Source organism: Streptomyces sp. Ru72, from assembly GCF_002920635.1.
Lineage (GTDB): Bacteria > Actinomycetota > Actinomycetes > Streptomycetales > Streptomycetaceae > Streptomyces.
The window spans coordinates 1-24,934 of the sequence record NZ_PQSR01000115.1; the positions used below are offsets into that span (position 1 = coordinate 1).

Here is a 24,934-nt window from a genome sequence, read left to right on the forward strand (position 1 = left end):
ACATGGGGGCGAGCGCGCGGGCGAGCTTGTTCGCGGCCAGCACGTCGAAGCGCCGATTGCGCACGTACGCGGGACTGCCAGTCCACGCGTCGAGCAGCTGGTGCACGTCCGGCGTGACCTCGGTCTCCGAAGTCCTCGCGGGATGCGGGTCGGCGAGAGTGAACAGGTGCGCCGTCGTGTCGGCGTCCAGCTCCAGCGCCCGCGCGAGCGCCCCCAGCACCTGGGGCGAGGGGTGCCGGTCTACGCCTTGCTCCAGCCGGGTCAGGTACGGCTCGCTGATACCGGCCCGCCGGGCCAGCTCGTCCCGGCGCAGCCCCGCGACCCGGCGCCGGCCGGGGGCGGGCAGGTCCGCGTCCGAGGGCGGGACCCGTCCCCGCCGGGCCTTGAGGAACTCTCCCAGGACGTTGTCACTCGCCATGGAGGGGAGGGTAACCCTCCCGGGGTGCTGGCTGCGGAGCGGCCGACCGCCCAGGGTGGAGGGCATGAAGACCTGGTTCATCACCGGCGCGTCCCGCGGCTTCGGCCGGATCTGGACCGAAGCCGCCCTCGCCCGCGGCGACCGCGTCGCCGCCACGGCGCGCCATCCCGAGTCCCTGCAGACCCTCGTCGACGCCTACGAGGACCGTGTCCTCCCACTCCGCCTGGACGTCACCGACCGGGCAGCGGCAACTGCCGCCGTGGAGCGGGCGGTCGACGCCTTCGGCCACCTCGACGTGGTCGTCAACAACGCGGGCTACGGCCTCTTCGGAATGGTCGAGGAGACCACCGAGGAGCAGGCCCGCACCCAGCTCGACACGAACCTGCTCGGTCCGCTGTGGGTGACGCAGGCCGCACTGCCGTACCTGCGTGCCCGACAGCGCGGTCACATCATGCAGGTGTCCAGCCTCGGTGGCCTCGCAGCCTTCCCCACCCTGGGTCTGTACAACGCCTCCAAATGGGCGCTGGAAGGAATGAGCGAAGCGCTCGCCCAGGAGGTCGGCCCGCTCGGCATCCACGTCACTATCGTCGAACCCGGCCCGTACGGAACCGACTGGTCCGGTGCCTCCGCGGTGCACACCGAACCCATCGCCGCATACGAACCGATCCGCGCGGCGCGCCGGGCCGGCGCCACCGCCCGCGCACCACAGGACCCGCAGGCCACCGCCGACGTCATCCTCGAACTCGCCGACACCGACGAACCACCCCTGCGCCTGTTTCTCGGCACGTACCCCTACCCCGTCGTCGAAGCCGCCTACCGGCAGCGGCTGGACACCTGGAACGCGTGGCGACCGATGGCTGCCAGGGCTTGACCGACGGACTGTCGGATCATGACGCCCGGCCGAGGAGCACACGTGAACAGCGAAGGACTCGTCGGTAGGACGCTCGCCGAGAGAGCGCACATCGCACACCCTCGAGGACTGCGCCCGACGCGGACTGCTCATCAGCCGTTGGTGAGGTGGGTGGTGAAGAAGTCGGTGAGCTTGTCGACGGCAGGGTCGATGTACTGCTTCCTGTCGTAGAGGTCGACGTGGCTGGCGCCCTTGATCCAGTGGATCTCCTTGGGGCCGGTGGCCCGCTGGTGGGCCTCGACGGCCATCCAGGCTGTGACGGCGCGTTCGCCGATGACCTGGAGGATGGGGCGGGGGCCGATCAGCGGGACGGCGGAGAAGGCGTCGTGGAAGGCCATCCTGTCGATGCTCTCCCAGGCGAGGGTCTTCGCGGAGCGCTCGTGCCGGCCCCGGGGGGTGCAGTAGTACTCGAAGCCTTCGACGCCGTGCTGGCCGCCGAGCGCGCGGGCCTGCTCTGCGGTCTCCGGGAACATGGTCATCGTGCCGGGGTCCTCGCCGCGCGCGGCGGCGCTACGGGCCACTGCGGCGGCATCCAGCAGGGCCTGGAAGACGGCCGGGTCCTGGGTGCCGTCGGCTCCGAGTCGGAACTGGCGGGCTGGCTCGGCGGTGGACACGGTGGCCACGGCCTTGACCCGGTGGTCACCGCCGGTGGCGGCCAGCGAGTAGCTGCCGGAGGCACAGATACCCAGCAGGCCGATCCGCTCGGCGTCGACCGCGTCCAGAGTGGTGAGGTAGGAGACGGCGGCCTTGAAGTCCTCCACCCGCTGCGCGGGGTCCTCCAGGCCCCGCGGCAGGCCGCCGGACTCGCCCTGGTAGGCGGCGTCGAAGGCGAGGGCGACAAAACCGCGCTCGGCCATCAGTCGTGCGTATGTGCCGGAGGTCTGTTCCTTCACGCCGGTGCCGGGGTGACCGACCACGAGTGCCGGCCGCGGACCCGACGCCGGCGTGTCCGGTGTGTAGAGGTGGCCGACGAGCGGGATGCCGGCGCTGTCGAAGCTGACGGTGGTCTGGGCCATGAGGGACTCCGTGTGACGGTGATGACGGGTAGTGACGCACCTGCGGTGGCGGGCCCGGGGCCCGCACCCTGCCGGGCACACATCCACGTTCCGTCGGTCTCCGCACGAGCGGGAGAGCCAGGTTTCTGCCTGGGAAAGAACTTGCCCCCTCACACATGTGCCGTGGTCGTCGTGACGCAAGGACACTTGAGAGCATGACTTCAGACTCCGACTCCCGGGCGCTGGGAGCCTTCCTCAAGGCCCGCCGGGGCCAGCTGACACCAGGGGAGTGCGGCCTTGCCGAGACGGGCTCCGCCCGCAAAGTAGCCGGACTGCGCCGCGAGGAGGTCGCCCAGCTCGCCGCCATCAGCGTGGACTACTACACGCGGCTGGAACAGGGCCGCGTCCGGGCTTCGGTACCCGTGCTCACCACCCTGGCCCGCGCCCTGCGCCTCGACGACGACCAGCAGAAGTACCTCTACGAACTGGCCGGCCGGAGCGACGCCCGCCCACGCCGCCGCCGACCCGCCCAACGCCTGCGTCCCGCCATGCGACGTCTGCTCGACCAGCTCACCGAAACCCCCGCGCTCGTCCTCGGCAAACGCCTGGACATCCTGGCCTGGAACTCCGCCGCCGTGGCCCTCTACACCGACTTCGCCGGCATCCCGGCCCCCCGGCGCAACTACATGCGGCTGCTGTTCACACATCCGGTGGTCCGGCAGCTGCACCATGACTGGGCCCACGACGCCCGGGACGCCGTCGCCGCGCTGCGCATGGAGGCCGCGGCCGACCCCGACGATCCCGAACTCGCCCAGCTCGTCGGCGAACTGTCCCTCCAGGACCCCGACTTCCGTACGTGGTGGGCCGAACACCGCGTCAACAACGCCGGTTACGGCACCAAGCAGTACCGCCACCACCTGGTGGGCGACCTCACCCTCGACTGCGACACCTGGACCAGCCCTGACGGCTCCGGGCAGCGCCTGATGATCCTGACCGCCGAACCCGGCAGCCCCTCCCACGACGCCCTGCGCATCCTCACCTCATGGACCACCGGGCAACCCAGCACCGACCGGACGGAGGACCTGACGCGATGACGACCTGGACACCCGAAGATCTCGCCCTCCTCACCGGGTCCGGGTCCCTCGTCCTGACCGCAGGGGGCGACGGTCACCCCGGTGTGGAGATCGGCATGGTCCTGGTCCGCGGCGAGCTGTATGTCCGCGCCTACCGAGGGGTCCGGTCCCGCTGGTACCAGGCGGCGCACAAGCACAGCCACGGACAGATCCGGGTGGGGGCCGTCACCCGCGACGTCCTCCTGGAAACCCGTGACACCGGGCCCGCCCACGAGATCGACGCCGCCTACCGGAACAAGTACGGACAGGCGGCCGGCGCCCTTGTCGCGAGCCCCGCGGCACACGCCGCGACGATACGGATCGATCCGGCGCCCTCTGCCCGGTGCGGCTGCTCGCCGGGTTGAGAGCGCCAGGACCTGTGTGCCGCCTGCTCGACGTGGCCGTTCCGCGACCGGTCCAGCCGCCTGGCTGCGCCGGCGAGGCCAGGAAGTTCACCCTCCCTACGTGGATTCCTCGGAGTCGCCCTCCGGTTCGGCGTCTGCCTCAGCGCGCCGCTCGGCGCCCGTCTCCAGGTAGCCGGGGTCGTCGCCGGCGATCCGGCCCACGAAGACCTCGTTGGGTGTGGTTCCTGTCGTGCTGTGCTGGTCCGCTGCCTCGTCCTGCGGCCTGCCGCCCGTGTCCTGCGGCCTACCTGAATGGACCTCTGCGGTACCGGCAGGCGCGGAAGGCGGGGTCGGAGTGGCCCCCAGGTGTGCGCGGACCCACGACCACAAGGACATCGCGCCTCCCGATCAGGAGGTGGGCACCGACGAAGTACGCGCCGACGCCGACGCCGTACTCCTCGGTGCCGTCGGCATTCCACCATTCAGTCTCGCACCCGGCTCGAGGAAAGCGACGGGACCGGCATGCCGCACTGGTGGGGACTGCCGTACGTCTGCCGGCTCGAGGCCGGCTCCCGGTGTTCACCGGTCAGCCGCCCATGCCTCCGGGGACCGGGCCGGGGCGGCCCTTGCTGTGGGCCGGGGCCGGTGCGGACGCCGTGGGCCGACCGCACCACGGGTCTCCGCGACCATGAGGTCGATGCTGGCGAGCAGGTCCTCGGCCTCGGCCGCCCGCCGCAGCCGGTGCGCGGCACTGCCGATGGCCAGGATCTCCGCCAGGAGCTCTCTGACGACTGCCCAGTCACCGGACGCTTCCAGCGCCGGGCGCAGCCGGACCAGCATCCGCTGCAGTGCCGTACGGGCCGGGACCGCGCGGCGGGTGACCGGGTCGACCAGGGTTCCCTCGAGGCCGGATCGGGCGGCCCGCCAGCTTGCGGCGCGCAGCCACTCGTGGTGGCCGTCGCAGGCCGGGCCGCCCTCGCGGGCCCGCCGGCTGCAGGCATCCTGAACCAGCGCCCGGAAGAGCCCGCTGATCAGCACGACCGTCTCCGCACGGGGGCAGGCGTCGCAGATCCGCAGCTCCAGTGTCTGCTGGTGTGCGGAGGGGCGAACGTCGTAGTAGACCATCCCGGCGTCACTGATGACACCCGAGCGGATCAGGTCCTCGATCGCGGCGTCGTATGCGGCGGCGTCCGGATAGCAGCCGGCCGGTCCTGCGGTGGGCCAGCGCTGCCACAGCATGGTCCGCCAGCTCGCGTAACCGGTGTCCGTGCCGAGCCAGAACGGTGAGCTGGCCGAGAGCGCGAGCAGCGGTGGCAGCCACGGCGAGACCAGGCACATGGCGCGCACGGCGGTGTCCCGGTCCGGTACGTCGACGTGCACCTGCGCGCTGCAGATCAGCTGCTCGTCGGCGACTCTGCGGTACTCCTGCGCCATGCGGCGGTAACGGGCGTCGGCGGTGACGTCTCCCGAGGTGATGCGGGCAAGAGGGACCGTACCGGCGGCCACGACCGCGAGGCCCAGCGAGGAGGCCGCCGCGTCCAGACGGCGCCGGGCTCCGGTCAGGTCCTTGTACAGGTCGTCCAGCGTGTGGTGCACCCGGCTGTTGCTCTCCACCATCGATCGGTGGAGCTCGGTTGTGAATCCCGGTCGGTCGAGCCGCTCGAGTATGTCCCCGGCGCGCGGCACCAGCCGGCCGCTCTCCAGGTTGACCACGTGGAATTCTTCCTCTGCCCCGATGCGCAATGCCACAGCTCTTCCCTTGCCTGAGGCTATGTCCGATCGCCGCTGTTGCCACTGCCGGTGGGTCGTGTGGCCTCTGGACACTCTCCAAGTTCCCCGTTGTCGCTTCCGCACGCCTTCCGGCTGCACTGTCGTGTCACCTAGTGCTCAAATGAGCACTCGAAGCCTCCAGTAGGAGGAGGCGCTCCGGGCAGTGCCCGGAAGTGGAGGAATGGGGGCGGGAGTGTCACTCGCGAACGCCCCCGGGCGCGCTTCTGATGAGGCGACGCCGGAGGGGCTTCAGGGGCATTTTATGCCGTTCTGTACGATGATTGGAGGTTTCCTGCCCGCGCTGCGGACGCCGTCCCGCCGGGTCTGACCACCATCTGCCTCCAGCGGGACGGCGTGACGTCGAGACGCCGGTTCCGGGCGGGCGGCGCACGAACCGTCGCCGGGAGGCCGGCGGGTCACATCCATGAGGTCCAGCCCCACCCGCACGCCGTGGAGGGAAGCCGCGCCCGGGGCTCGGCTCCACTGCCGTCTCGCTGACCTGCCGCATGACTGATGGTGGTGATGAGGCTGGTTCACCTGCGCAGGGGGTATTCGGGAGAAGGAAGCAGGACGGGGCGGCACACCGCGTGCGGACGGCCGCGGCGCGCACGTCCATGACCAAGGAGGCGCAAGTGGCCGGGCCAGAGGTGACCGAGAGCGTCGATGAGCGATGCCTGCGCGGTACTGGCTCGGCGTCGGCCGGGGCGCTGGCCGCCATCGGCACCGGAGCGTATGTGGTGGACGACAAGGGCTGCATCATCGCGGTCAACACCCGAGCCGAGCAGATGCTGGACCGGCCCGCCGAGGATCTTGTCGGCCATGACGCGCACGATCTGCTGCACAGGGACGCCCATGGCCAGCCGCTGCCGACCAGCCGATGCCGCATGCGGCAGGCCTTCCACGCCGGACGCACCGCCCAGGCCGAAGGGGACTGGTTCGCGCGAGGAGACGGCTCCCTGCTGCCCGTCTCGTGGCTGATCACGCCGTACGACCTCGGCGGCGACGAGGTCGGCACGCTCGTTCTCTTTCACGCCCCCTACCACCTGGCGGCAACCGGTTCGTGGCCGGAGCAGGCCACCGCGCCGCTGCCGGAGCTCGAACGGCTGGCCCTGCTGGCGGAGACCACCACGCAGCTGACGTCCACCCTCGATGTCGACGAGGCCCTGCGCCGGCTCGTGGCGTTGGTGGTGCCACGGCTGGCGGACTGGGTCGTCATCGATTTGATCACGGATCGTGACGAGGTGTGGCGCCACGCCGTGGTCCACGCCGAAGGCGACGCTCTGGTGCACCGTGAGGACCTTCAGGGGCCGATGCCGCCGGTGCCGGCGGAATCGCCGATGCCACTGTCCCGGGCTCTTCGCGGGGTCGCCTCCACCCTGGCCGGCCCACAGACCTACCAACAGCCACCCGACTCCGGCATAGCGGTCGAACAGCGCCGCCTGTTCGAGGCCACCGGCATCCGCTCCGCGGCCATCGCGCCCATCCGCAGTACCCGAGAGGTCCTCGGTGCCTTGACACTGGGCCGCGCCGACCGGGCGGGGGACTTCACCACGGCGGACCTCCCGCTGATCGAGGACATCGCACGCCGGGCCGCGCTCGCCTTGGACAACGCCCGCCTCTACCAGCGTCAGCGCAAGGTCGCCGAGACCATGCAGAACCACCTGCTGCCGCAGCTGCCGCGCGTGCCCGGGCTACAGATGCTCGCCCGCTACATGCCCGCACCCGACGCTTCACAGGTCGGCGGTGACTGGTACGACGCCTTCTGCCTGTCCGACGGCTCCACAGCCCTGGCCGTCGGGGACGTCGTCGGCCATGACCTGGAGGCAGCGGCCGGCATGGCGCAGGTGCGCAACATGCTCCGTGCCTACGCCTGGTCCCAGCAAGAACATCCCAGCCGGATCGTCGAGCGGCTCGACGAGGCGGTCATGCACATCGCCGACGTGCCCATGGCCACCATGATCTTCGCCCGGCTCGAAGAGGCGGAAGACGGCCACTGGAAACTCTCCTGGACCAACGCCGGCCATCCGCCGCCCCTGCTGATCAGCCAAGACGGACTGGCCGACTACCTCACCGACGGCCACGGCATTCTCCTGGGCACCGGAGCCGGCAAACCCCGCCCCGACGCCACCGCCGTGCTGCCGCCCGGATCGACCCTTCTGCTGTACACCGACGGCCTCATCGAAGCACCCCGCCACTCCCTCGACGAGGGCCTGAACCGACTGCGCCAGCACGCGGCCGCCCTCGCCCATCGCCCCCTCGCCTCCTTCACCGACCAGCTCCTGCGCCGGGTCCGCCCCGCCGAGAACGACGACGACGTCGCCCTCCTCGCCCTGAGAACCCCCACCCGAACGCTCGCACAGGAGCACAGCCGGCAGGCGACGGTCGATGGGGTTCAGCCCAGGTAGAAGTCCTTGCGTTCGGCCACGAACGCCTCGATCGTCTGCGCGGGTCTGCCCGTCACGCGTTCGACGTCCTCGGACGCGCGGTCGTAGCGGTTCTCGCGGTGCAGTCGGGCCATGGTGGCGATGTGCTGTTCGGTGTGCGGCGGCAGGCCCGCCCTGGCGAGTACTTCCGTACGCCACTGCTCCAGTGGCACGTCCACATAGGACACCGGACGCCCCAGCGCTCGTGAGTACTCCTCGGCCATCTCGTTCATGTCGACCGTGCGTGGCCCCGTCAGTTCATAGACGTGCCCGATGTGCGGGGCCGGCTCGCGGAGCACCGTGGAGACCACTCGGGCGACATCCCGTACGGCGACCGGTGATGTGCGTCCCGCGCCGAACGGCAGTTCGATCGTTCCGTTCCTCCGGATCGACTGGGCCGCCAGCGAGGTGAACAGCGGGTTGTCCAGGAACGACGTCGGCCGGATGTGCACCACCGGCAGGCCCGACCAGTTCAGGACCTGCTCCGCCAGCCAGTGCAGCCGCTGCTGGCGGGACTCGGCGGTGCTGGTGGCGGTCATCTGCGACACCGTCATCTGCGACATGTCCACCAGGGCGTCCAGCTTCCCGTGCTCGCGCGCCACACTGGCCACCACGGTCGTGGCCAGCAGATGGTCCGGCGACACGGGCATGGCGAAGTACATGCGCCGCACTCCGGCCAGTGCGGGGGCTACCGTCTCAGGTCGGGTCAGATCGCCGATGGCCACTTCCGCCCCGAGCGCACGCAGCTCCACGGCACGGTCGTCGTCGCGGCGAAGCATGACGCGCACCGGCACGTCCAGCGCCAACAGCTCCTCGAGGACCGTTCGGCCGACACCACCGGCATTGGCGATGAGGACAAGGTCGCTGGCAAGCATGGTCGATCTCCTCATGAGTTCGAGCAGCGGAGTAGGTGAGTGGCGAGTGCCCGAGCAGTCGCGAGCGGTTGGTCGGGCTCGGCATGAGTCAGGCGGCGGTCGCCGTGCGACGCCGCGTCAGACCGGCTCGCAGGCCGAGCAGCAGCGCGGCGATGACGGCCCATAGAGCGAGTGTGACGACGGGTGCTGCAGCGTGCGAGCCGTCGAAGTAGCTCAGGTCGGTGATCGCGCGGACGGCCGCGCCGGGCGGCAGCACCGCGGAGACGGCCCGGGCCGCGGTGGGCAGCAGGTCGGCGCCGATGGTGGCGCCACTGGTGGCGTTGCCGACGGTGAGGAGCAGGAGGGTGGCGACCGGAAGCCCGATGGGGCCGAGGTGGGTACCGAGCAGCTTGGTGGTGAAGGCGGCCGCAGCTGCCAGCAGGGCCAGGGTGAGGACCAGCGGAATGACCGGGGCCGGGACCGCTCCGAGAACGGGGCCGGCGATGATCGCGGCGACCGTGCCGATGGCCAGGGAGACGCCGCCCAGCAGCCAGAACCGATGGCGCAGGTGCAGGAGACCGGCCAGACCGACGGCGTTCGAGCCCAGCACGAAACCGGCCAGGGTCACGCCGAAGGCCATGTAGAAGCCGGCCAGTCCGCGTGCGTCGAAGCGGGTCAGGGGGACGGCATCCTCGGTGGTGATGTGCAGGCCCGCACCGCGGGCATAGGCGCCGACGAGGGTCTTCACCGCCGAGGTGGTGGATGTGCCGTTGGCTCCTGCGACCTCCAGGCGGAGCCTGCCCGGGCCGTCGGTGCTGAGTGCGGCAACCACGTCGCGGTTCTCCAGCGCCCGGTGGGCGGCTGCGGCGTCGGCGGCGGGGTGGACGTCGACGCTGTCGCCGAGGGCCTGGTGTATCTCACCCGGGAGGTGCGGGGCGGTGACGGCGATGGGAACGTGATGCGGCTGAGGGTCGCGCTGCAGGCCGATGTAGCAGGTCACGAAGGCGGCCACGACGATCAGGGCGATGACAGCCGGCTGCAGCCAGGCCTTCACCGGCGGCCGGCGGCGGGTGGCGAGGTGGGGGCTGAGGGAGCGCTCCGCAGCTGTGGCGCGCGTCTGCTCACGCTCCGGTGCGGATCCTGTGGGGGTGTCCATGACCAGGCTTTCTCGAGGCGGGACGTGGGACGCGCGGGAGACCGGATGGAGGGCGCACGTCGCGTCGGGCGTATACGAGCATATGCTCCTATTTGCGGGTCGGCAAGTCGGGCCGCGTGACGCTGTCGGGTGTGGGCGCCGGACGCCCTGGTGTTTTACGAGTAAGTGCTCCTATTATGGGTTCCGCAACCCATGGAGGAGACCATGCCCCCTACGCCGACGAGCCCCGTCGAGCCGTGCAACAACCTGGCACTGCGCAAGGCGGCCCGGTACCTCGGCGCGACCTACGACAAGGCCCTGGCCTCGGTCGGGCTTCGTGCGACGCAGTTCAGCATCCTGCAGAAGCTCAGCGCGCGCGGAGAAATGACGATCAGCAGCCTCGCCGACACGATCGCCATGGACCGCACGACGATGGCCTCCAATCTCAAGCCGCTGGCGCGGGAAGGTCTGGTGACCGTCGAGCCCTCGCCGACCGACCGTCGCGCACGGATCGTCACCATCACGCCGGACGGAACCGCCCGGGTGAACGAGGCCCTGCCCCTGTGGAAGGACGCACAGGCACGGTTCGAGGAGGCGTTCGGCGCCGAGGACGCTGCCCGCCTGCGAGAGTCCCTCGCAGCCGTCCTCGACACCGGCTTCACGCCCTGGGCCGAGTAGGCGCGCCGGCACGCCCGGACCCAGGAGCGAGGGCGCCGGATCGGGCGGTTGCGTACTCCCGCACCTCGAGGGCGCACGTGATCGGCTGCGTCTGCCGGGGCCCCGAGTGCTGCGGCCAGTGTCCGTCGGCCTGCCCCCTGGAGGGGATGCGGGGCGTGCCTGGTTCGTTCAGCTCCCTGCGGGGCGCGGTTGGCCGCCGTCGGTGAGCAGGTCCTCCAACAGCGCGCGGTAGTGGACCAGGGCGTTGCGCAACTGCTCGGTGTCGGCCTTGTGGCGGGTGCTGAGCTCGTCGATCGCATGGGCGGCGCGGTAGTGCTCCAGCGTGCGGCTGTGCTCGACCGAGAGGTCCTTCAGCCGGTCCTCGAAATCCTCCGTGGGGTAGCCCCGCTCGTGCATGAGCGAGGTCACCAGGCGGTCCGCGTCATGCACGGCGTCCTCGGGCCGGTCCACGAACTCTTCCTGCACGGTGGCCCACTCCCGGGTGTAGCGGTCGCGGATGCTGGTGGGCAGCGGTTTCACGTTCAGTGCGTCGTGCCGCTGCTCACGATCGATCAGTTCACGCTCGGCGGCCCGCCGGCTGCCGGTCTCCGCCACCGTCCGCTGGTACTCCGGGCCGAAACGTTCACGTAGGCGGCGACGGCGCATGAGAAGAGAAGAGCCGAGTGCGATCAGGGCGATGACCCCCACGGCCGGGATGATGATCGCCAGAAGTGTCCCAGTTGTCATCGGGCCCACGTCCTTGCCAAGCGCCCGAACGGCTTGTCTGTGCCATTCTCGGGCGTTTTTCCACGAAACAGAAGGCGTCGGCCACGGCAACGCGACCCGAGTCGGGGAGGGCGGGCAGTGGGAGTGGCCTACCAGCGCCGCACGCGCTGAGTGATCCCGCCACGGTTGCGTGACTGAGCAGCGTGCCGCGCACCGGTGCCGGTGCGCGGCGGCTCCTGCCGACCGTCAGGAGGCCATGCGGTGGCGGACGGCGTCCAGGGTTCGGTCGAGCGGACCGAGGAGTGGCGCGACCAGCTTGTTCGCGGCCTCGTTGTTGACCCAGCGGTGCGGCCGGGTGGGCGCGTACGCCTGGGTGACCTTGACCTCGGCGCCGAGCATGCGCAGCCGGGCCGGGCTCACGGCCTTTCGCAGCGCGGCGAACTCCTCCCGTTCCTCACGTGCCGCGTGCCGGGCGACCGCGCGCCGGACCTGGTTCAGCCGCCGCAGATACCCGGCCCCGTTCGGACCGGTGCGCCAGAGCGCGACCAGCAGCTGCTTGGCTTCCTTCTCCTCGGTGAGCCGGCGCTGCGCCAGCTCGCTGCCGTGTCGCAGGGCCCGGCGAGCGACCGGGTGGACGTGCGCCTCTTCAGCGGCTTCGTGCACGGCCAGCAGGCGCATCAGTCGGTCGAAGTTCCGGCGGCGCCACGGCCCGGGCAGCGCGGCCCGCAGGAAGCCGAGCCTGATCTGCCGATGCTGACGTGTGAGCACGTCGACGACGTTCTCGCCGCCGAGGGTGCGTACCATCTCCAGGGACCGGGCGGGAACGGTCTTCGCGGCCTTCGCCGTGGCCTTCGCGGTGAGCAGCGGCTTCGTCGCCGTGCTCATCCCGGCCGTCTTTCTGAGCATGCCCATGATCCCTCCTCACTCCTGTGTCAGGAGTGGCGGGTACCCCGCGCTGTCACCCTCACGCGCTCCCGTGGCTGGGTACCCGTGTTCGTGGGGCCGGGGTCACCAGTCCGCGACAACCCTGCCCTCAGGGCCGGCTCGGCCCAGCAGCCGGATTGCCGTCACCCGTCGATCACGTCGATCGGAACCTTGTATGAGCCGCATCGTCGCCGTGCAGAAGGTCCTGGCACCCCACCGCTACCGTCAGCGCGACATCACCGATCAGGTGCGCTCGAGCCTGCCGGGGGCGGACCGGGCCTTGCTCGACCGCGTGCACGCCGCCGCAGGAGTCCGGTTCCGTCATACCGTGCTGCCCTTGGAGGCCTACGCCGATCTGGACGGCTTCGGTGCGGCCAACGACGCCTTCATCGAAGCCGCGGAGCGGATGGGGGCCGAAGCGGTCAGGGGTGCCCTCGCGGCCGCGGGGCTGGGATCGGGCGCGGTGGATCTGATCGCCGTCGTATCCACCACCGGTCTGGCCGCTCCCTCGGTGGACGCCCGGCTGATCGGTCCCCTGGGGCTGCGACCGGACGTCAAGCGGCTCCCGATCTTCGGCCTGGGGTGCGCGGCGGGTGCGGCCGGGCTCGCCCGTGTGCACGACTACCTCCGGGGCTGGCCCACGCACACCGCCATCCTGCTGTCCGTGGAGCTGTGCTCGCTGACATTCCAGCGGTCCGATCCCTCGCCGGCCAATCTGGTGGGCAGCGCCCTGTTCAGCGACGGCGCCGCCGCTCTGGTGGCCCAGGGGAGCGGAGCGGCGGACGGGCCGGGTTGCCCGCCCGGCCCCGAGGTGGTGGCGAGCCGCAGCCGCTTCTACCCGGCCACCGAGCGCGCCATGGGCTGGGACGTCACCGACAGCGGGTTCCGTATCGTGCTGGACCCCGGAATCCCGGGCATCGTCCGTGCGTACCTCGCGGACGACATCGACTCCTTCCTCTCCGGCCACCGCCTGGCCAGGCACGACATCGGAACCTGGGTGTGCCATCCCGGCGGCCCCAAGGTGCTGGACGCCATCGCTGACACGCTCGACCTGCCGCCCGGGGCACTGGATGCGACCTGGGAATCCCTGGCGGAGGTCGGAAACCTGTCGTCCGCCTCCGTCCTGCACGTACTCCAGGACACCCAGCGACGCAGGCGGCCCCCGCCCGGCACCTGGGGCCTGCTGCTCGCCCTCGGCCCGGGCTTCTGCGCCGAACTGGTCCTGCTGCGCTGGTGAAGCGGAAGCGGAGGGAGGAACGACCGGGTGATCTGGTACACGCTGCTGGTCGCGGCCATCGCCGCCGAGCGGCTGGCCGAGCTGATTGTCGCCCGCCGCAACAGCCGCTGGAGCACGGCCCGCGGGGGCGTTGAGACGGGCCGAGGACACTACCGGGCAATCGTCGTGCTGCACACAGGTCTGCTCTTGGGCTGCCTGGTGGAGGCACGGGTCGCCGGACGGCCATTCCTTCCGGGCGTCGGCTGGCCGATGCTGGCCCTGGTCGTGGCCGCCCACGGGCTGCGCTGGTGGTGCATCGGCACGTTGGGACGGCAGTGGAACACCCGGGTGATCGTCGTGCCCGACCTGCCCAGGGTGACGAAGGGCCCCTACCGCTTCCTGCGCCATCCCAATTACCTCGCGGTGGTCGTCGAGGGAGCCGCGCTGCCGCTGGTGCACGGTGCCTGGCTGACTGCGACGGCGTTCACGGTGTGCAACGCCGGGCTCCTGGCGGTACGCGTCCGCTGCGAGGAAGCCGCCCTCTCGGCAGCCGCACGGCAGGCGCACCCCCTGGACGAGCGCCACGTCACCCGGCAGCGCGCCGCGGGCCGGGCGTCGCGGCGGTGACGGATCCGCGTCGGCGAAGGCGCCGGCCTGGGTACGCCCGAAGCGGCACAGAGCGCACCTGATCGCGAAGAGGCCCGCACGACTTCGGGCGTGCGGGCCTCTTCGCGCGTCCTCACCTTGCCCGCAACGCCTTCTCGGCATGCTCAAGACGCAGTTCCTCCAGCGTCCGCAACTGCCGCCGGGCTCGTTCGATCAGTTCGTCGAGCTGCTGCCGGTCAAGACGCCCGTCACTCTCCGCCAGCCGGCGCAGCATCCGCCATCCGGCGGCCTTGCCCTCGACTCCGAGCTGGAGGAACTCGAGTTCGACCACCGAGGTCAGCGGAGAGCGGCGTACGAGGCGGCCGTTCGGCTTCAGGCGTCCCGCCCTCTCGGCCGTCTCCGCTGCCAAGATCTTGTATCGGCGCGCCGGAACGCCCAGTCGGCTCATGATGTCCAGCAAGCTCGCCCGGTCCTGGGCGATCTCGCCGGCGATCGGCCGCAACGCTTCGGCGAGCGGGGAGTCGCCCAGTGCCCGGACCATGTAGTGGATGCGCCGGCTTCCGACGGTCGACCCCGCCAGGTGGTCGTTGAGGTAGATACCGAGCAGGTCGGTGCGGGCCCCCCTGCCGGCGTTCCGCGTGCCGATGCCGCTGCCCTGGCCGACGTCACTCATCCCGGCCCTCCAAGGACGACCGGACCGGCCGACGGCCGCGGCGACAAGAACTGTGCATGGCTGGTCTCCCCGACTGTGTGCCCGCTGACGGCCACGGGAGCGGACGAGTACCCGCATCACGGCATCCCACGTGTGGCGCCTGCGCATCCGCCGCGCGTTTCGAAGGCGATGGGCGCAGCGCGTGTGCGTCAGGCGCGCAGAGCGGTGAGCCAGTCGGTCAGGAGTCGGTTGACCTCGGCGGGGCGTTCCTGCTGGATCCAATGGCCGCAGCCGTCGAGGAGGTGGGAGGAGACCAGGCCCGGCAGTGTGACCGGGTACGCGTCGATCGCGTCCGCCAGCCATGTCGTGGAAGCGTCCAGACTGCCGCCGATGAACAGGGAGGGCTGGGCGATGGGGGCACCGTCGAAGGCGGCGAGGTCCTCCCAGTCGCGGTCCATGTTCCGGTAGCGGTTGAGCGCTGGGGTCAGGCCGGTCCGTTCGAACTCCCCGGCGTACACGTCGAGGTCCCGCTCGCTGAGCCAGGCGGGCAGTCGGCCGGCCGGGAACCGCTCACGCAGCGTCCCGTCCCTGCTGACGAAGTGCGGATCCGGAGCACCGGGTGCGGGCATGGTGTCGGCGGACAGGGCCGCGTAGAGCCCCGCGAGCCAGCCGCGAACATCGGGTTCGATCTCGGCCTCGGCGCGGCCCGGCTCCTGGAAGTAGGAGACGTAGAACTCCTCGTCCCCGCCCATCCGGGCAAAGACGTCGCTGGGGCGGGGCCCGCCGCGAGGGGTGTAGGGAACGCTCAGCAGTCCCACTGCGCGGAAGAGCTCCGGCCTGAGCAGGGCGGAGTTCGCGGCGATGGCCGCGCCCCAGTCGTGGCCCACGACCACCGCCGACTCCTCGCCCAGGGCGTGCACCACCGCGACGTTGTCCTGGACCACGTCGACCATCCGGTACGCGTCCGTCGCGGCCGGCTTGGACGACCGGCCGTAGCCGCGGACATCGACGGCGACCGCGCGGTATCCCGCCGCCGCGAGCACCGGCAGCTGGTGGCGCCAGGAGTACCAGGATTCGGGGAAGCCGTGCACGAGCAGCACGAGCGGCCCGGTTCCCTGCTCCACGAGGTGAATACGGCCTCCCGGCGAGGAGACCAACCGGTGTGTGACCTCCGCGACGTGCTGCGACATGCGTCTCCTCCAGGGCCGTTGGTCTGCTCTACGCCACCGATCATGCGCAAGACGCTGCCGGCAAGGCGAGTGCGCTTGCCGATTCGGCAACCCCGGTCCTCGGCCCGGCTCCATATCATGTGACGAGTCGTCAGCGGCCATGGCACTCCCCTGCCGTACGGCTTCCAAGCCGCCTCAGGGCCCACCTCGACCATGTTGCGCCCGCCCCATTGTGTCGTGCCTCGCACCCCTTTAATGTTCGACTTTGCCTGAGTCTGTTTGATGTTGATTGCTCAGGCGGTATGGAGGCCGCAGTGCGGAGTAATCGGATCGGTTCAGAGGCTGCGAGACCCGGCCGCCGTCGATGGTGGAGGGCGGTCCTCGCGACGGCCGCGACCATCGCTCTGGCCACGGGCATGGCCGCGCCCGCCGCGGCGCAGGACGTCGGCGGGCAGGCGCCCGCCGACGCGCCCGCCGCCGGCCCGGGGGCGCACACGGTGAGTCTCGACGGCTACTCGTTCCTCGTCGACGGCAAGCGCACCTACCTGTGGTCCGGCGAGTTCCACTACTTCCGGCTTCCGAGCCCGGATCTGTGGCGCGACATCTTCCAGAAGATGAAGGCCGCCGGATTCAACGCCACCTCGCTGTACTTCGACTGGGGGTACCACTCGCCGAAGCCGGGTGTGTACGACTTCAGCGGGGTGCGCGACGTCGACAAGCTGCTCGACATGGCCCAGGAGGCCGGGCTGTACGTCATCGCGCGCCCGGCGCCCTACATCAACGCCGAGGTCGACAGCGGCGGCCTGCCCGGCTGGATGACCACCAAGGCCGGGCACAACCGCAGTGACGACCCGCAGTTCCTGAAGTACGCGGACGAGTGGCTGACCCAGATCGACCGGATCATCGCCCGCCACCAGCTGACCAACGGCACCGGGTCGGTCATCGCCTACCAGGTCGAGAACGAGTACTACAACGGCTCGGCCGCCGGCCGCTCCTACATGCAGCACCTGGAGGACAAGGCCCGCGCCGACGGCATCACGGTACCCCTGACCGGCAACAACAACGGCACCTTCAACTCCGGCGCGGCCGCCCTCGACGTCGACGGCCCGGACTCCTACCCGCAGGGCTTCAACTGCTCGAACCCCTCGAAGTGGAACGGCGTCCCCGACATCAGCTACGACCACCCGGCCGGCAAGCCGCTGTACTCGCCGGAGTTCCAGGGCGGCGCCTTCGACCCCTGGGGCGGACCGGGCTACGACAAGTGCGCCCAACTGATCAACGACCAGTTCGCCAACGTGTTCTACAAGCAGAACATAGCAGTCGGGGCGACCGCGCAGAGCTTCTACATGACCTACGGCGGCACCAACTGGGGCTGGCTGGGCATGCCGGAGAACTACACGTCCTACGACTACGGCGCCGCGATCCGCGAGAACCGCCAACTGGACCCGAAGTACTACGAGGACAAGCTGATCGGGTACTTCACGCAGTCGGTCGCCCCGCTGACCAAGACCGAGGCGATCAGGGCCACGCCGCCGGACGACTCCGCGGTCGTCGACACCGCCCGGATGAACCCCGACACCAAAACGCAGTTCCACGTCCTGCGACACGGCAACTCCACGTCCACGGCGGTCGACAGGACCCACATGTCGCTGGACCTCAACGCCCAGCCGTCCGCGGACACCACCTACACCTGGGACGACCCCGACTCCGCGCTGCAGTACACCGGTTCGTGGTCGCACGTGGCCGACCAGAACTACACCGGCGGCGACTACAAGCACACCGAGTCCTTCTCCAACAAGGCCGGAGACTCGGTCACCGTCCCCTTCGACGGCACCGCGATCCGCTGGATCGGGTCGAAGACCGACAACCACGGCTACGCCGACGTCTACGTCGACGGCACCAAGGAGGCGACGGTCGACGACTCCGGCAGCGAGAACCAGGCGGTCGTCTTCCAGAAGACCGGCCTGACTCCCGGGGCGCACACGCTGAAGATCGTCGTCAACGGGAACCACAGCTCGGGGTCGTCGGACAACTACGTGGCCATCGACGCCATCGACGTGCCGACGGCCGCCGCGGCGACGCCGACCTACCCGGTCGTGCCGCAGCAGCCTGGCACCGCGATCACGCTCGACGGACGCGACTCGCACGTCATCGTGGCTAACTACCGGCTCGGGGACTCGCAGCTGCAGTACTCGACGTCGGAGATCATGACCAATGCGACCATCGGGAGCCGGGACGTCGCCGTGCTCTACGGCGACCCGGGGAGCGACGGCGAGACGGTTCTTCGCTACTCCTCCAAGCCCACCGTGGTCACCAGCGACGGCACGGCCACGACCACCTGGGACGCGGCCACCGGTGACCTGCGGCTGAACTACACGCACAAGGGCCTGATTCGTATCAGCATCAGCGGCGGCGGGAAGCGCCCGTTGCTGCTGCTCGTCGGCGACAAGGCCACGGCGAAGACCTTCTGGCGTCAGGACACCGCGACCGGACCGGTGCTCGTGCGCGGCACCCACCTGCTGCGGACGGCGACCAGCCTGGACAGCGGCCACACCGTGGCGCTCACCGGCGACAACGCCGATGACAAGAACATCGAGGTGTTCACCTCCGCCGACCACGTCACCTGGAACGGCGGCGCGTTGGAAACCCAGGCCACCGACACAGGGAGCCTCACCGGGAAGATACCGGTGGCAGCGCCGATCCACCTGCCGACGCTGACGAACTGGAAGCACGCCGAGGAGTCCCCCGAAGCGGCCCCGGGTTTCGACGACTCCAGCTGGCAGGTGGCCGACAAGACGACCACCAACAGCGTCTCCGGCGTCAACTCGCTACCGGTGCTCTACGCGGACGACTACGGCTTCCACACCGGCAACACCTGGTACCGCGGCCGCTTCCGCGCCACCGGCAAGGAGACCGGCATCCACCTGGTCTCGGACTCCGGCGGAAAGGCGCAGGCGTTCTCCGCCTGGATCAACGGCACCTTCCTGGGCAGCTCCACCACGGGCAGCGCCGACTTCTCCTTCCCGGCCGGTGCGGTGAAGTCGAAGGGTGACAACGTCATCTCCGTACTCACCGTGAACATGGGGCACGAGGAGGACTACAACTCGACGAACGGCAACAAGACCGCCCGCGGTCTGACCAGCGCCTCCCTCGTCGGGGCGCCGTTGACCACCGTCACCTGGCGACTGCAGGGCGTACGGGGGGGCGAGGACCTGCAGGACACGGTGCGCGGCCCGCTTTCGACGGGCGGCCTGTACGGCGAGCGGGCCGGCTGGTCACTGCCGGGCTACCCGGACGGCGACTGGAACCGGGTTTCCCTGCCGGCGACCGACACCCGTCCCGGGGTCTCGTGGTACCGCACCGACGTCAACCTGGACCTGCCGCACGGCCAGGACACCTCGCTCGGGCTGACGTTCACCGACGACCCGTCACGCAAGTACCGCGCCACGATCTTCGTGAACGGCTGGCAGGTCGGCAACTACGTCAACTACCTCGGTCCGCAGAGCACCTTCCCGGTACCCAACGGCATCCTCGATCCGAACGGCCACAACAGCATCGCCATCGCCGTGTGGAACCTGGACGGCAGCACCGGCGGGCTCGGCAAGGTCTCGCTCACCAACTACGGCAGTTACGCCTCGTCCCTGCGGGTCGCGCAGAACAACAGCCCCCGCTACGACCGCGGGACGTACGCGATGCCGAAGCGTCCGGGAGCGGATGTCACCCTGGAGGTGCCGAACACGGCTCAGCCAGGACAGGCGTTCACCGCCGAGGCGACGGTGCAGGTGCCGAACGACAAACCGTCCGCCTCCCGACTGACGGCCTCGCTCTCCGCGCCCGACGGCTGGAGCGTGAGTGCCACGAGCCCCATGTCCGTGGGGCGCCTGGACCCGGGCGGATCCGCCGTCTTCACCTGGAAGGTCCAGCCGCCGGCCGGGGAGCTGCCCTCCGCCTCGGCCCTCACCGCCACGGTGCGGTACCGGCAGTACGGACGGCAGGCTGCCGGCGTCGACGAGCGCATCGTCGGCGGGATTCCGCCGGCTCCGCCGGCCGGGAAGAACGCCGTGAGCGACCTACCGTTCCTGTCGTCCACCAACGGATGGGGCCCGGTGGAGCGTGACAGCAGCGTCGGCGAGCAGGCGGCCGGGGACGGCCATCCGATCACCATCGCCGGTGTCGGCTACCCGAAGGGCCTGGGCACCAACTCGATCAGCGACGTCGAGCTCTACCTCGCCGGAAAGTGCTCGCGGATGACGGCGTACGTCGGTGTCGACGACGAGACAGGTGGTGCGGGAACGGTGACGTTCTCCGTGATCGCCGACGGCAAGACCTTGGTCACCACGCCGACGATCCGGGGCAAACAGGCCGCGGTGCCGATCGATGTGGATGTCACCGGCGCGCAGGTGGTCGACCTCAAGGTCGGTGACGCCGGCGACGGCAACGGCAGCGACCACGGAGACTGGGCCGTGCCGACGCTGACCTGCGGCTAGATGCGCGGCCGGCGGACGCCTATGACAGCGGGGCTGGAACCTTCCGGTCGTAGGCGTTCGTCCGGGGCCGGCCGGCAGGGCGCCGTAGGCGCGTGGCCCGGCCGGCCTCTGGCCGTGTGTGCGTGAAGGAGATCTTCGACGAGGTGGGTGGGCGATCCCTCCTCTCCCAGGACCGGGCGCCGGGGCTAGGCTCGGTGACGTGGAGCAGGTGGAAATCGTTCAGCTGCTGGTCTCTCCCGTGCATCGCTTCCAGGGCCGTCCGAGCGACGGGGTCCCGGAACTGCCGCGGGAGGAACTGGTGGCCACGGCACAGGTGCGCAAAGGGCTGGGCATCGTGGGCGACCGGTACTTCAACCGCCCGGCCCATCGCAGTGCGTCGGTCACCCTCATGGCGGCCGAGCGCCTGCCGCAGTCGGTCTCCGGGGAGGCCGACCTGTGCCTGACCCGGCGCAACGTCCTGCTGCGCGGGGTGGACATCGACGCGTACATCGGCGAGACGGTCTTCCTGGACTGCGGCAGCGGACCCGTGGTGCTGGCGGTCCGCAGCGCGGCCAGGCCGTGCGCGTGGATGGACAGCACCATCGGGCCGGGCGCGCAGCGGGCGCTGCGCGGCGGCGGGGGCGTTCGCTGCCTGCCGCTGTCCGACGGGGTCCTCGCGGTGGGGCCTGCCGCGTTCGGGGTGTGCACCGACTCCGGCGAGGAGTGAGGAGCACAGCTTCGGGCGGATGGCGGCCGGGCCCGCCGATCTTCGGTCGGCGGGCCCGGCAGTCGGTGCGCTGTCGGTCCGGTGAACTGGCTCCCGGCCGGTCAGTTGACGCGCACGATCTTCCAGAGTTGGTCGTCGACGCTGACATCGCTCCATTGGATGACGGACGCGCCGTTGGCGGTGGAGGACTGGGCGACCCCGGCGAGCAGACCGCTGCCCCCGTTGACGATCTTGTAGTAGCCGTCGCCTGCGCTGGTCAGGGTCCACCGTTGGGAAGTCGCGGTCGAGGACGTGTTCTGTACGAGGGCCGCGCCCGCTGAGGCCGACGAGCCGCTGATGTCGAGGTAGAGGCCACTGTGGACGTTCTTCATCGTCCACACTCCGCCACCGGCGGACTGGAAGGTCCACAGCTGGCAGTCGCAGGCGGAGTTCTGCCACTGGTCGGCCGCCGTGCCGACGGCCGTGGAAGCGGCGGGGATCTCCAGATACTTGCCGCTGTTCTTGTTGACCAGCACGTACTGTCCACTGGACAGGGACGGCGGTGCGGTCTGCGTGAGGTTCCAGCGCTGGCATGCGCAACCGGTGCTGTCCCACTGACCGGCGGTGGCGCCTACGGTGGTGGAGGCGCCGGGGATCTCGAGGTACTTGCCGGTGAGGCGGTTGACGGCGGTGAAGCCGCCGGACGGGCTGGGGGCGACGGCCCATTCGTGGTCGAGTGTCCGGTTGTCGTCCCACTGCAGGATCTTGGCGCCGTTGGCGGTGGACTGGTTCTCCACTCCCAGCACCTTGCCGCTGGCCACGTTGAAGATCTTGAAGTAGCCCGACGGCTGAAGGACGAACCTCCACTGCTGATCGGAAGCGTTGTCGGTGTTCTGCTGGGTGGCGTAGGTGCCGTTGGTGGTCGAGCCGCCCACGATGGTCAGCATGAGACCGCTGCCCGCGTTGGAGGCGGTGTAGGTGGCGCCGTCGGAGATACCGCCGCCCAGGTCGATCGTGCTGTACGTGACGGGGTTGAGGGCGCTGCCGTTGTAGCCGCCGCTGAACACCTCCAGGCTGTGGCCGTCGGCCAGCGGAAGCATGCCGCGGCTGTATCCGCCGGCGACGTCGGACTGGATGCGGGTCCAGGCGTTGGAGGCGCCGTTCTGGGTGTTCAGAAAGAGGTCACCGGTGCTGTTGGCGCTCACGACGAGGGTGCCGTTGGGTCCACCGGTGGGAAGCCAGGTGATGTACGGGGCACTGGAGGGCACGTAACCGTCGGTCGACTTCAGCACCTGGCCGGTGACGGAGCCGAACGCCTCGGGGTCGGCGGAGATCTTGTAGTAGACCGCGAAGTTCTTCTCCGGCGCGCCTCCGTACTCGTAGGTCATCACGTAGTTGCCGCCCGGCAGCTTCGCGACGGTCGCCATGCCGGGGCGGTCACTGTAGGTCGGCATCGCCACGTCGTCCACGACGGGGCCCCACTGCACGCCGTCGGTGCTGACCTGGTGCACGAGCTTCTGACCGTGGGCGGGGTCGCGCTGGTCGGAGTAGTAGACGATGAGTCTGCTGCCGTTGACCAGGAAGAATGGCTCCCACACCGGGGTGTAGCCGTTGCTGGAGATCGCCTGGCCGCCGGTGGCGATGTTGCTGACGAAGGTCCAGGTCAGTCCGTGGTCCGTGCTGGCGTACATGTCGATCTTCGTCGCGGACCGGTCACTGGGGACGGAGTCGCCCGCGATCAGGATGGTGCCCGCAGGGAAGTTGCCGATCGCGGTGGGCAGTTCGAACAGCTGCGGCTCCCAGCGCATGCCCCAGCCGTTCTGCGTGTCGGCGACGTCCGAGATCTTGGACCAGGAGTTGCCGTTGTCGGTGCTGCGGTAGATCGGGAAGACCGGGGTGCCGGAGGTGTACTGCTCGAACGTGGCGAGCATGGTCCCGTTGGAGGAGCCGCTGTGCTCCAGCCGTATCGCCCTCGGATAGAGCGACCCTGGAGCGGGGGCGTTGGACGGCGGGGTGTACATGGTCTGGGAGGCGCGGGAGAGGGCGTGTGCCTTGCCTGCGGCGGGGAGGAGGGCCGTGCCGGCCGCTGCGACCAGGGCCAGCAGCACGAGAAGGAGGGTGGCGGGGCGGGGACGGGGAGCGGCGCCGGGTCTGGCGCCTGTCGGGGCAGGGGGACATGTGCGGCTCCGATGGCGGGAGATGCGAATGAGGTTCCTGTGGGGTCCGCCGCCCCGGGACTGATCAGGTTGCGGGGCGGCGGAGCTGAGGGGCGTGTCAGCCGGGCGACAGAGGCGGGCGACAGCGCGGCGGAGGGGACGCAGTCGGCAGCCCCGTGGAGGACGGTTGGTCGGGTGACGGCCGTGGCGGCCCGGCTGCCTCAGCGCGGGCGGGGGTGTGCCCTGCATCAGTGGGGCGGTGGGGCGGTGCGGTGAACGGGCGTGGTTGTCAGGTGGTGTGAAAGTGCCCCTTGCTCTCCCGGGACGGCGGAGGTGCCGTCGAACCGCGGACGACGAGTTCGACCGGTGGGTCGCTCGTCGGCGGGAGTTCGGTGTCCGGCTTCTCGATGGCGTGCACGAGCAGCCTGATCCCCTCCCGCGCCGCGGCGTCGAAGGGTTGACGTACGGTGGTCAGCGGGGGAGAGACGTAGGCGAAGACCGGGTTGCCGTCGAAACCGACGACACTGACGTCCTCGGGCACACGACGTCCTGCTTCACGCAAGGCGTGGATCAGACCTATGGCCATCTCGTCGCCCGCCGCGAACACGGCCGTCACCGAGCTGTCCGAGGCCAGTTCGAGGCCCGCCGCGTACCCGGAGTCGGCCGACCAGTCGCCCTCGACCAACGGCGGTTCGTGGGCGCCTCGTGCCGCCAGTGCCGCCCGCCAGCCTTCGATGCGGTCCTTGGAGGCGTACCACCGTCGCGGACCCGCGAGGTGATGGACGGTCGCGTGTCCGAGATCCAGCAGATGCTCGGTGGCGGCCCGCGCGAGAGCGCAAGCACCCACGCTCGCCGTCACTGTACGGGGGGCGGTGAATGCCGGCGGTGCCCCGAGGAAGAGGACCGGCACGTCGAGGCGGACGGAGACTTCTCCTTCCACGATGGGTTCGGAGACGACGACGCCGTCCACGCCCTGCTCGAGGAGTGACTCAACGGCTCCGGCGATGCCTTCCGGGTCGCCGTCGGGCGTGTTGACCACGCGGAGCGCGTATCCCGCGTCCCGCACGGCCTGTTCGATGCCGACGAGCAGTGAGGCTGTTCCGTACCCGGCCGTTCCCAGCGCGATCACACCGATGGAGCGAGTGCGTCCGGAAGCCAGCGCCCTGGCCGCGTGGTTGAGCCGGTAGCCGAGTTCGTCGGCGGCGGCCAGGACACGTCGGCGGGCCTCGTCGGAGACGTACGGCTCGTTGTTGAGGACCCTGGAGACGGTCTTGCGTGAGACACCGGCCAACTGGGCGACGTCCGCGCTGCGCGGCGCGGCAGAGCCGGCGCCCCGTCCCACCCCTGGCGTCATGAAGTCTCCCGATGGCCGTGTGTCCGCATCGAACGAGGTCAACAGTGTGACCGCGCGGTCTGACCGCGCGGTCATGTCTACGGAGCCGCAGCGCACACGTCAAGAGGTCTCACGGCAACAAAGCTCTTTGCCCGGTGGCTCGAGGCCGTGCGGCAAGGCGGTCGGCTGAAGAGCCTTGACAGCCAGTCCCCGGAGCGATCACTCTTCCTCCCATCCACCGATCGAGTTTGTTTGATCGCGTTTAAGGATGGTCGCTTCATCCCCGCTTCGCGTCATGCGTGGGGGTCGACATGTCGTCATGAAGACGGCAGCCCTGTCAGGAGCCGAAATGGACCGTTTCT

20 protein-coding genes are annotated in these 24,934 nt (G+C 70.2%); 9 read left to right on the forward strand and 11 right to left on the reverse strand.

Annotated elements, in window-relative coordinates:
- Window positions 1–418: helix-turn-helix transcriptional regulator (locus C3488_RS33735; protein ID WP_146067980.1), on the reverse strand; the 418-nt coding region annotated here is incomplete at its 3' end.
- A 64-nt stretch (window positions 419–482) separates the two neighbouring features.
- On the opposite strand from C3488_RS33735, the gene C3488_RS33740 reads away from it, so the two are divergent.
- Window positions 483–1,289, forward strand: coding sequence for an SDR family NAD(P)-dependent oxidoreductase (locus C3488_RS33740; protein ID WP_103844696.1), 807 nt, complete (start codon window positions 483–485; stop codon window positions 1,287–1,289).
- A 131-nt stretch (window positions 1,290–1,420) separates the two neighbouring features.
- Here C3488_RS33740 and C3488_RS33745 read toward each other — a convergent pair whose 3' ends face one another.
- A complete protein-coding gene (locus tag C3488_RS33745) occupies window positions 1,421–2,344 on the reverse strand; it encodes an alpha/beta hydrolase (RefSeq protein WP_103844697.1) in 924 nt (307 codons plus the stop codon).
- A gap of 194 nt (window positions 2,345–2,538) precedes the next feature.
- Here C3488_RS33745 and C3488_RS33750 point away from each other — a divergent pair, with 194 nt between their 5' ends.
- Both C3488_RS33750 and C3488_RS33755 read left to right on the forward strand, forming a co-directional pair.
- Complete coding sequence (locus C3488_RS33750; RefSeq protein WP_103844698.1) at window positions 2,539–3,417, forward strand: helix-turn-helix domain-containing protein; 879 nt, start codon at window positions 2,539–2,541, stop codon at window positions 3,415–3,417.
- Window positions 3,414–3,800: a DUF2255 family protein gene (locus tag C3488_RS33755; protein WP_103844699.1), complete on the forward strand. Its 387-nt coding sequence runs from the start codon at window positions 3,414–3,416 to the stop codon at window positions 3,798–3,800. The genes C3488_RS33750 and C3488_RS33755 overlap by 4 nt, the downstream gene beginning before the upstream one ends.
- A 558-nt stretch (window positions 3,801–4,358) precedes the next feature.
- On the opposite strand, the gene C3488_RS33760 is transcribed toward C3488_RS33755, so the two are convergent.
- Window positions 4,359–5,528, reverse strand: coding sequence for a glutamate--cysteine ligase (locus tag C3488_RS33760; RefSeq protein ID WP_103844700.1), 1,170 nt, complete (start codon window positions 5,526–5,528; stop codon window positions 4,359–4,361).
- A gap of 653 nt (window positions 5,529–6,181) precedes the next feature.
- Between C3488_RS33760 and C3488_RS33765 the strand changes: the two genes are divergently transcribed.
- The gene (locus tag C3488_RS33765; RefSeq protein WP_374955478.1) at window positions 6,182–7,954 is read left to right on the forward strand and encodes a SpoIIE family protein phosphatase; all 1,773 of its coding nucleotides are present in this window, start codon (window positions 6,182–6,184) and stop codon (window positions 7,952–7,954) included.
- Here the strand turns inward: C3488_RS33765 and C3488_RS33770 are convergent.
- Both C3488_RS33770 and C3488_RS33775 read right to left on the reverse strand, forming a co-directional pair.
- On the reverse strand, window positions 7,942–8,847 hold the full coding sequence (locus C3488_RS33770) for an NAD(P)H-binding protein (protein WP_103844701.1): 906 nt from the start codon (window positions 8,845–8,847) through the stop codon (window positions 7,942–7,944). The genes C3488_RS33765 and C3488_RS33770 overlap by 13 nt on opposite strands.
- Window positions 8,848–8,935: 88 nt before the next feature.
- Window positions 8,936–9,982, reverse strand: coding sequence for a hypothetical protein (locus C3488_RS33775; protein ID WP_103844702.1), 1,047 nt, complete (start codon window positions 9,980–9,982; stop codon window positions 8,936–8,938).
- A 204-nt stretch (window positions 9,983–10,186) separates the two neighbouring features.
- Here C3488_RS33775 and C3488_RS33780 point away from each other — a divergent pair, with 204 nt between their 5' ends.
- Window positions 10,187–10,639, forward strand: a complete 453-nt coding sequence (locus tag C3488_RS33780) for a MarR family winged helix-turn-helix transcriptional regulator (protein ID WP_103844711.1) — start codon at window positions 10,187–10,189, stop codon at window positions 10,637–10,639.
- Between the two features lie 168 nt (window positions 10,640–10,807).
- Here the strand turns inward: C3488_RS33780 and C3488_RS33785 are convergent, their stop codons facing one another.
- The gene (locus tag C3488_RS33785) at window positions 10,808–11,365 is read right to left on the reverse strand and encodes a hypothetical protein (RefSeq protein WP_103844703.1); all 558 of its coding nucleotides are present in this window, start codon (window positions 11,363–11,365) and stop codon (window positions 10,808–10,810) included.
- Window positions 11,366–11,590: 225 nt separating this feature from the next.
- Window positions 11,591–12,256: a hemerythrin domain-containing protein gene (locus tag C3488_RS33790; RefSeq protein ID WP_258053824.1), complete on the reverse strand. Its 666-nt coding sequence runs from the start codon at window positions 12,254–12,256 to the stop codon at window positions 11,591–11,593.
- A gap of 187 nt (window positions 12,257–12,443) precedes the next feature.
- On the opposite strand from C3488_RS33790, the gene C3488_RS33795 reads away from it, so the two are divergent.
- Together C3488_RS33795 and C3488_RS33800 are read left to right on the forward strand one after the other, a co-directional pair.
- Window positions 12,444–13,505, forward strand: a complete 1,062-nt coding sequence (locus C3488_RS33795; protein WP_103844704.1) for a type III polyketide synthase — start codon at window positions 12,444–12,446, stop codon at window positions 13,503–13,505.
- 27 nt (window positions 13,506–13,532) lie between these two features.
- A complete protein-coding gene (locus C3488_RS33800) occupies window positions 13,533–14,111 on the forward strand; it encodes an isoprenylcysteine carboxyl methyltransferase family protein (protein ID WP_103844705.1) in 579 nt (192 codons plus the stop codon).
- Between the two features lie 112 nt (window positions 14,112–14,223).
- On the opposite strand, the gene C3488_RS33805 is transcribed toward C3488_RS33800, so the two are convergent.
- Together C3488_RS33805 and C3488_RS33810 are read right to left on the reverse strand one after the other, a co-directional pair.
- Entirely contained in the window at window positions 14,224–14,763 is a 540-nt protein-coding gene (locus C3488_RS33805; RefSeq protein WP_181139305.1) for a hypothetical protein, read from the reverse strand.
- 188 nt (window positions 14,764–14,951) lie between these two features.
- Window positions 14,952–15,932 (reverse strand): alpha/beta fold hydrolase, encoded by a 981-nt coding sequence (locus C3488_RS33810; RefSeq protein ID WP_103844706.1) that lies wholly within the window; start codon window positions 15,930–15,932, stop codon window positions 14,952–14,954.
- A 293-nt stretch (window positions 15,933–16,225) separates the two neighbouring features.
- Here C3488_RS33810 and C3488_RS33815 point away from each other — a divergent pair, with 293 nt between their 5' ends.
- Window positions 16,226–20,398: a beta-galactosidase gene (locus tag C3488_RS33815; RefSeq protein WP_103844707.1), complete on the forward strand. Its 4,173-nt coding sequence runs from the start codon at window positions 16,226–16,228 to the stop codon at window positions 20,396–20,398.
- A 199-nt stretch (window positions 20,399–20,597) separates the two neighbouring features.
- On the forward strand, window positions 20,598–21,104 hold the full coding sequence (locus C3488_RS33820) for a molybdenum cofactor biosysynthesis protein (RefSeq protein WP_103844708.1): 507 nt from the start codon (window positions 20,598–20,600) through the stop codon (window positions 21,102–21,104).
- Window positions 21,105–21,205: 101 nt separating this feature from the next.
- Here the strand turns inward: C3488_RS33820 and C3488_RS33825 are convergent, their stop codons facing one another.
- Both C3488_RS33825 and C3488_RS33830 read right to left on the reverse strand, forming a co-directional pair.
- A complete protein-coding gene (locus C3488_RS33825; RefSeq protein WP_374955479.1) occupies window positions 21,206–23,191 on the reverse strand; it encodes an RICIN domain-containing protein in 1,986 nt (661 codons plus the stop codon).
- A 337-nt stretch (window positions 23,192–23,528) separates the two neighbouring features.
- Window positions 23,529–24,593, reverse strand: coding sequence for a LacI family DNA-binding transcriptional regulator (locus tag C3488_RS33830; protein WP_181139307.1), 1,065 nt, complete (start codon window positions 24,591–24,593; stop codon window positions 23,529–23,531).
- Between the last annotated feature and the right edge of the window lie 341 nt (window positions 24,594–24,934).

Excerpts from the sequence above, each read along its gene's own strand:
- C3488_RS33810 (WP_103844706.1), bottom strand. The coding sequence starts at position 15,932 with ATGTCGCAGCACGTCGCGGAGGTCACACACCGGTTGGTCTCCTCGCCG.
- C3488_RS33775 (WP_103844702.1), bottom strand. The coding sequence starts at position 9,982 with ATGGACACCCCCACAGGATCCGCACCGGAGCGTGAGCAGACGCGCGCC.
- C3488_RS33770 (WP_103844701.1), bottom strand. The coding sequence starts at position 8,847 with ATGCTTGCCAGCGACCTTGTCCTCATCGCCAATGCCGGTGGTGTCGGC.
- C3488_RS33755 (WP_103844699.1), top strand. The coding sequence starts at position 3,414 with ATGACGACCTGGACACCCGAAGATCTCGCCCTCCTCACCGGGTCCGGG.
- C3488_RS33740 (WP_103844696.1), top strand. The coding sequence starts at position 483 with ATGAAGACCTGGTTCATCACCGGCGCGTCCCGCGGCTTCGGCCGGATC.
- C3488_RS33750 (WP_103844698.1), top strand. The coding sequence starts at position 2,539 with ATGACTTCAGACTCCGACTCCCGGGCGCTGGGAGCCTTCCTCAAGGCC.
- C3488_RS33795 (WP_103844704.1), top strand. The coding sequence starts at position 12,444 with ATGAGCCGCATCGTCGCCGTGCAGAAGGTCCTGGCACCCCACCGCTAC.
- C3488_RS33785 (WP_103844703.1), bottom strand. The coding sequence starts at position 11,365 with ATGACAACTGGGACACTTCTGGCGATCATCATCCCGGCCGTGGGGGTC.
- C3488_RS33745 (WP_103844697.1), bottom strand. The coding sequence starts at position 2,344 with ATGGCCCAGACCACCGTCAGCTTCGACAGCGCCGGCATCCCGCTCGTC.
- C3488_RS33790 (WP_258053824.1), bottom strand. The coding sequence starts at position 12,256 with ATGGGCATGCTCAGAAAGACGGCCGGGATGAGCACGGCGACGAAGCCG.
- C3488_RS33780 (WP_103844711.1), top strand. The coding sequence starts at position 10,187 with ATGCCCCCTACGCCGACGAGCCCCGTCGAGCCGTGCAACAACCTGGCA.
- C3488_RS33805 (WP_181139305.1), bottom strand. The coding sequence starts at position 14,763 with ATGAGTGACGTCGGCCAGGGCAGCGGCATCGGCACGCGGAACGCCGGC.
- C3488_RS33830 (WP_181139307.1), bottom strand. The coding sequence starts at position 24,593 with ATGACGCCAGGGGTGGGACGGGGCGCCGGCTCTGCCGCGCCGCGCAGC.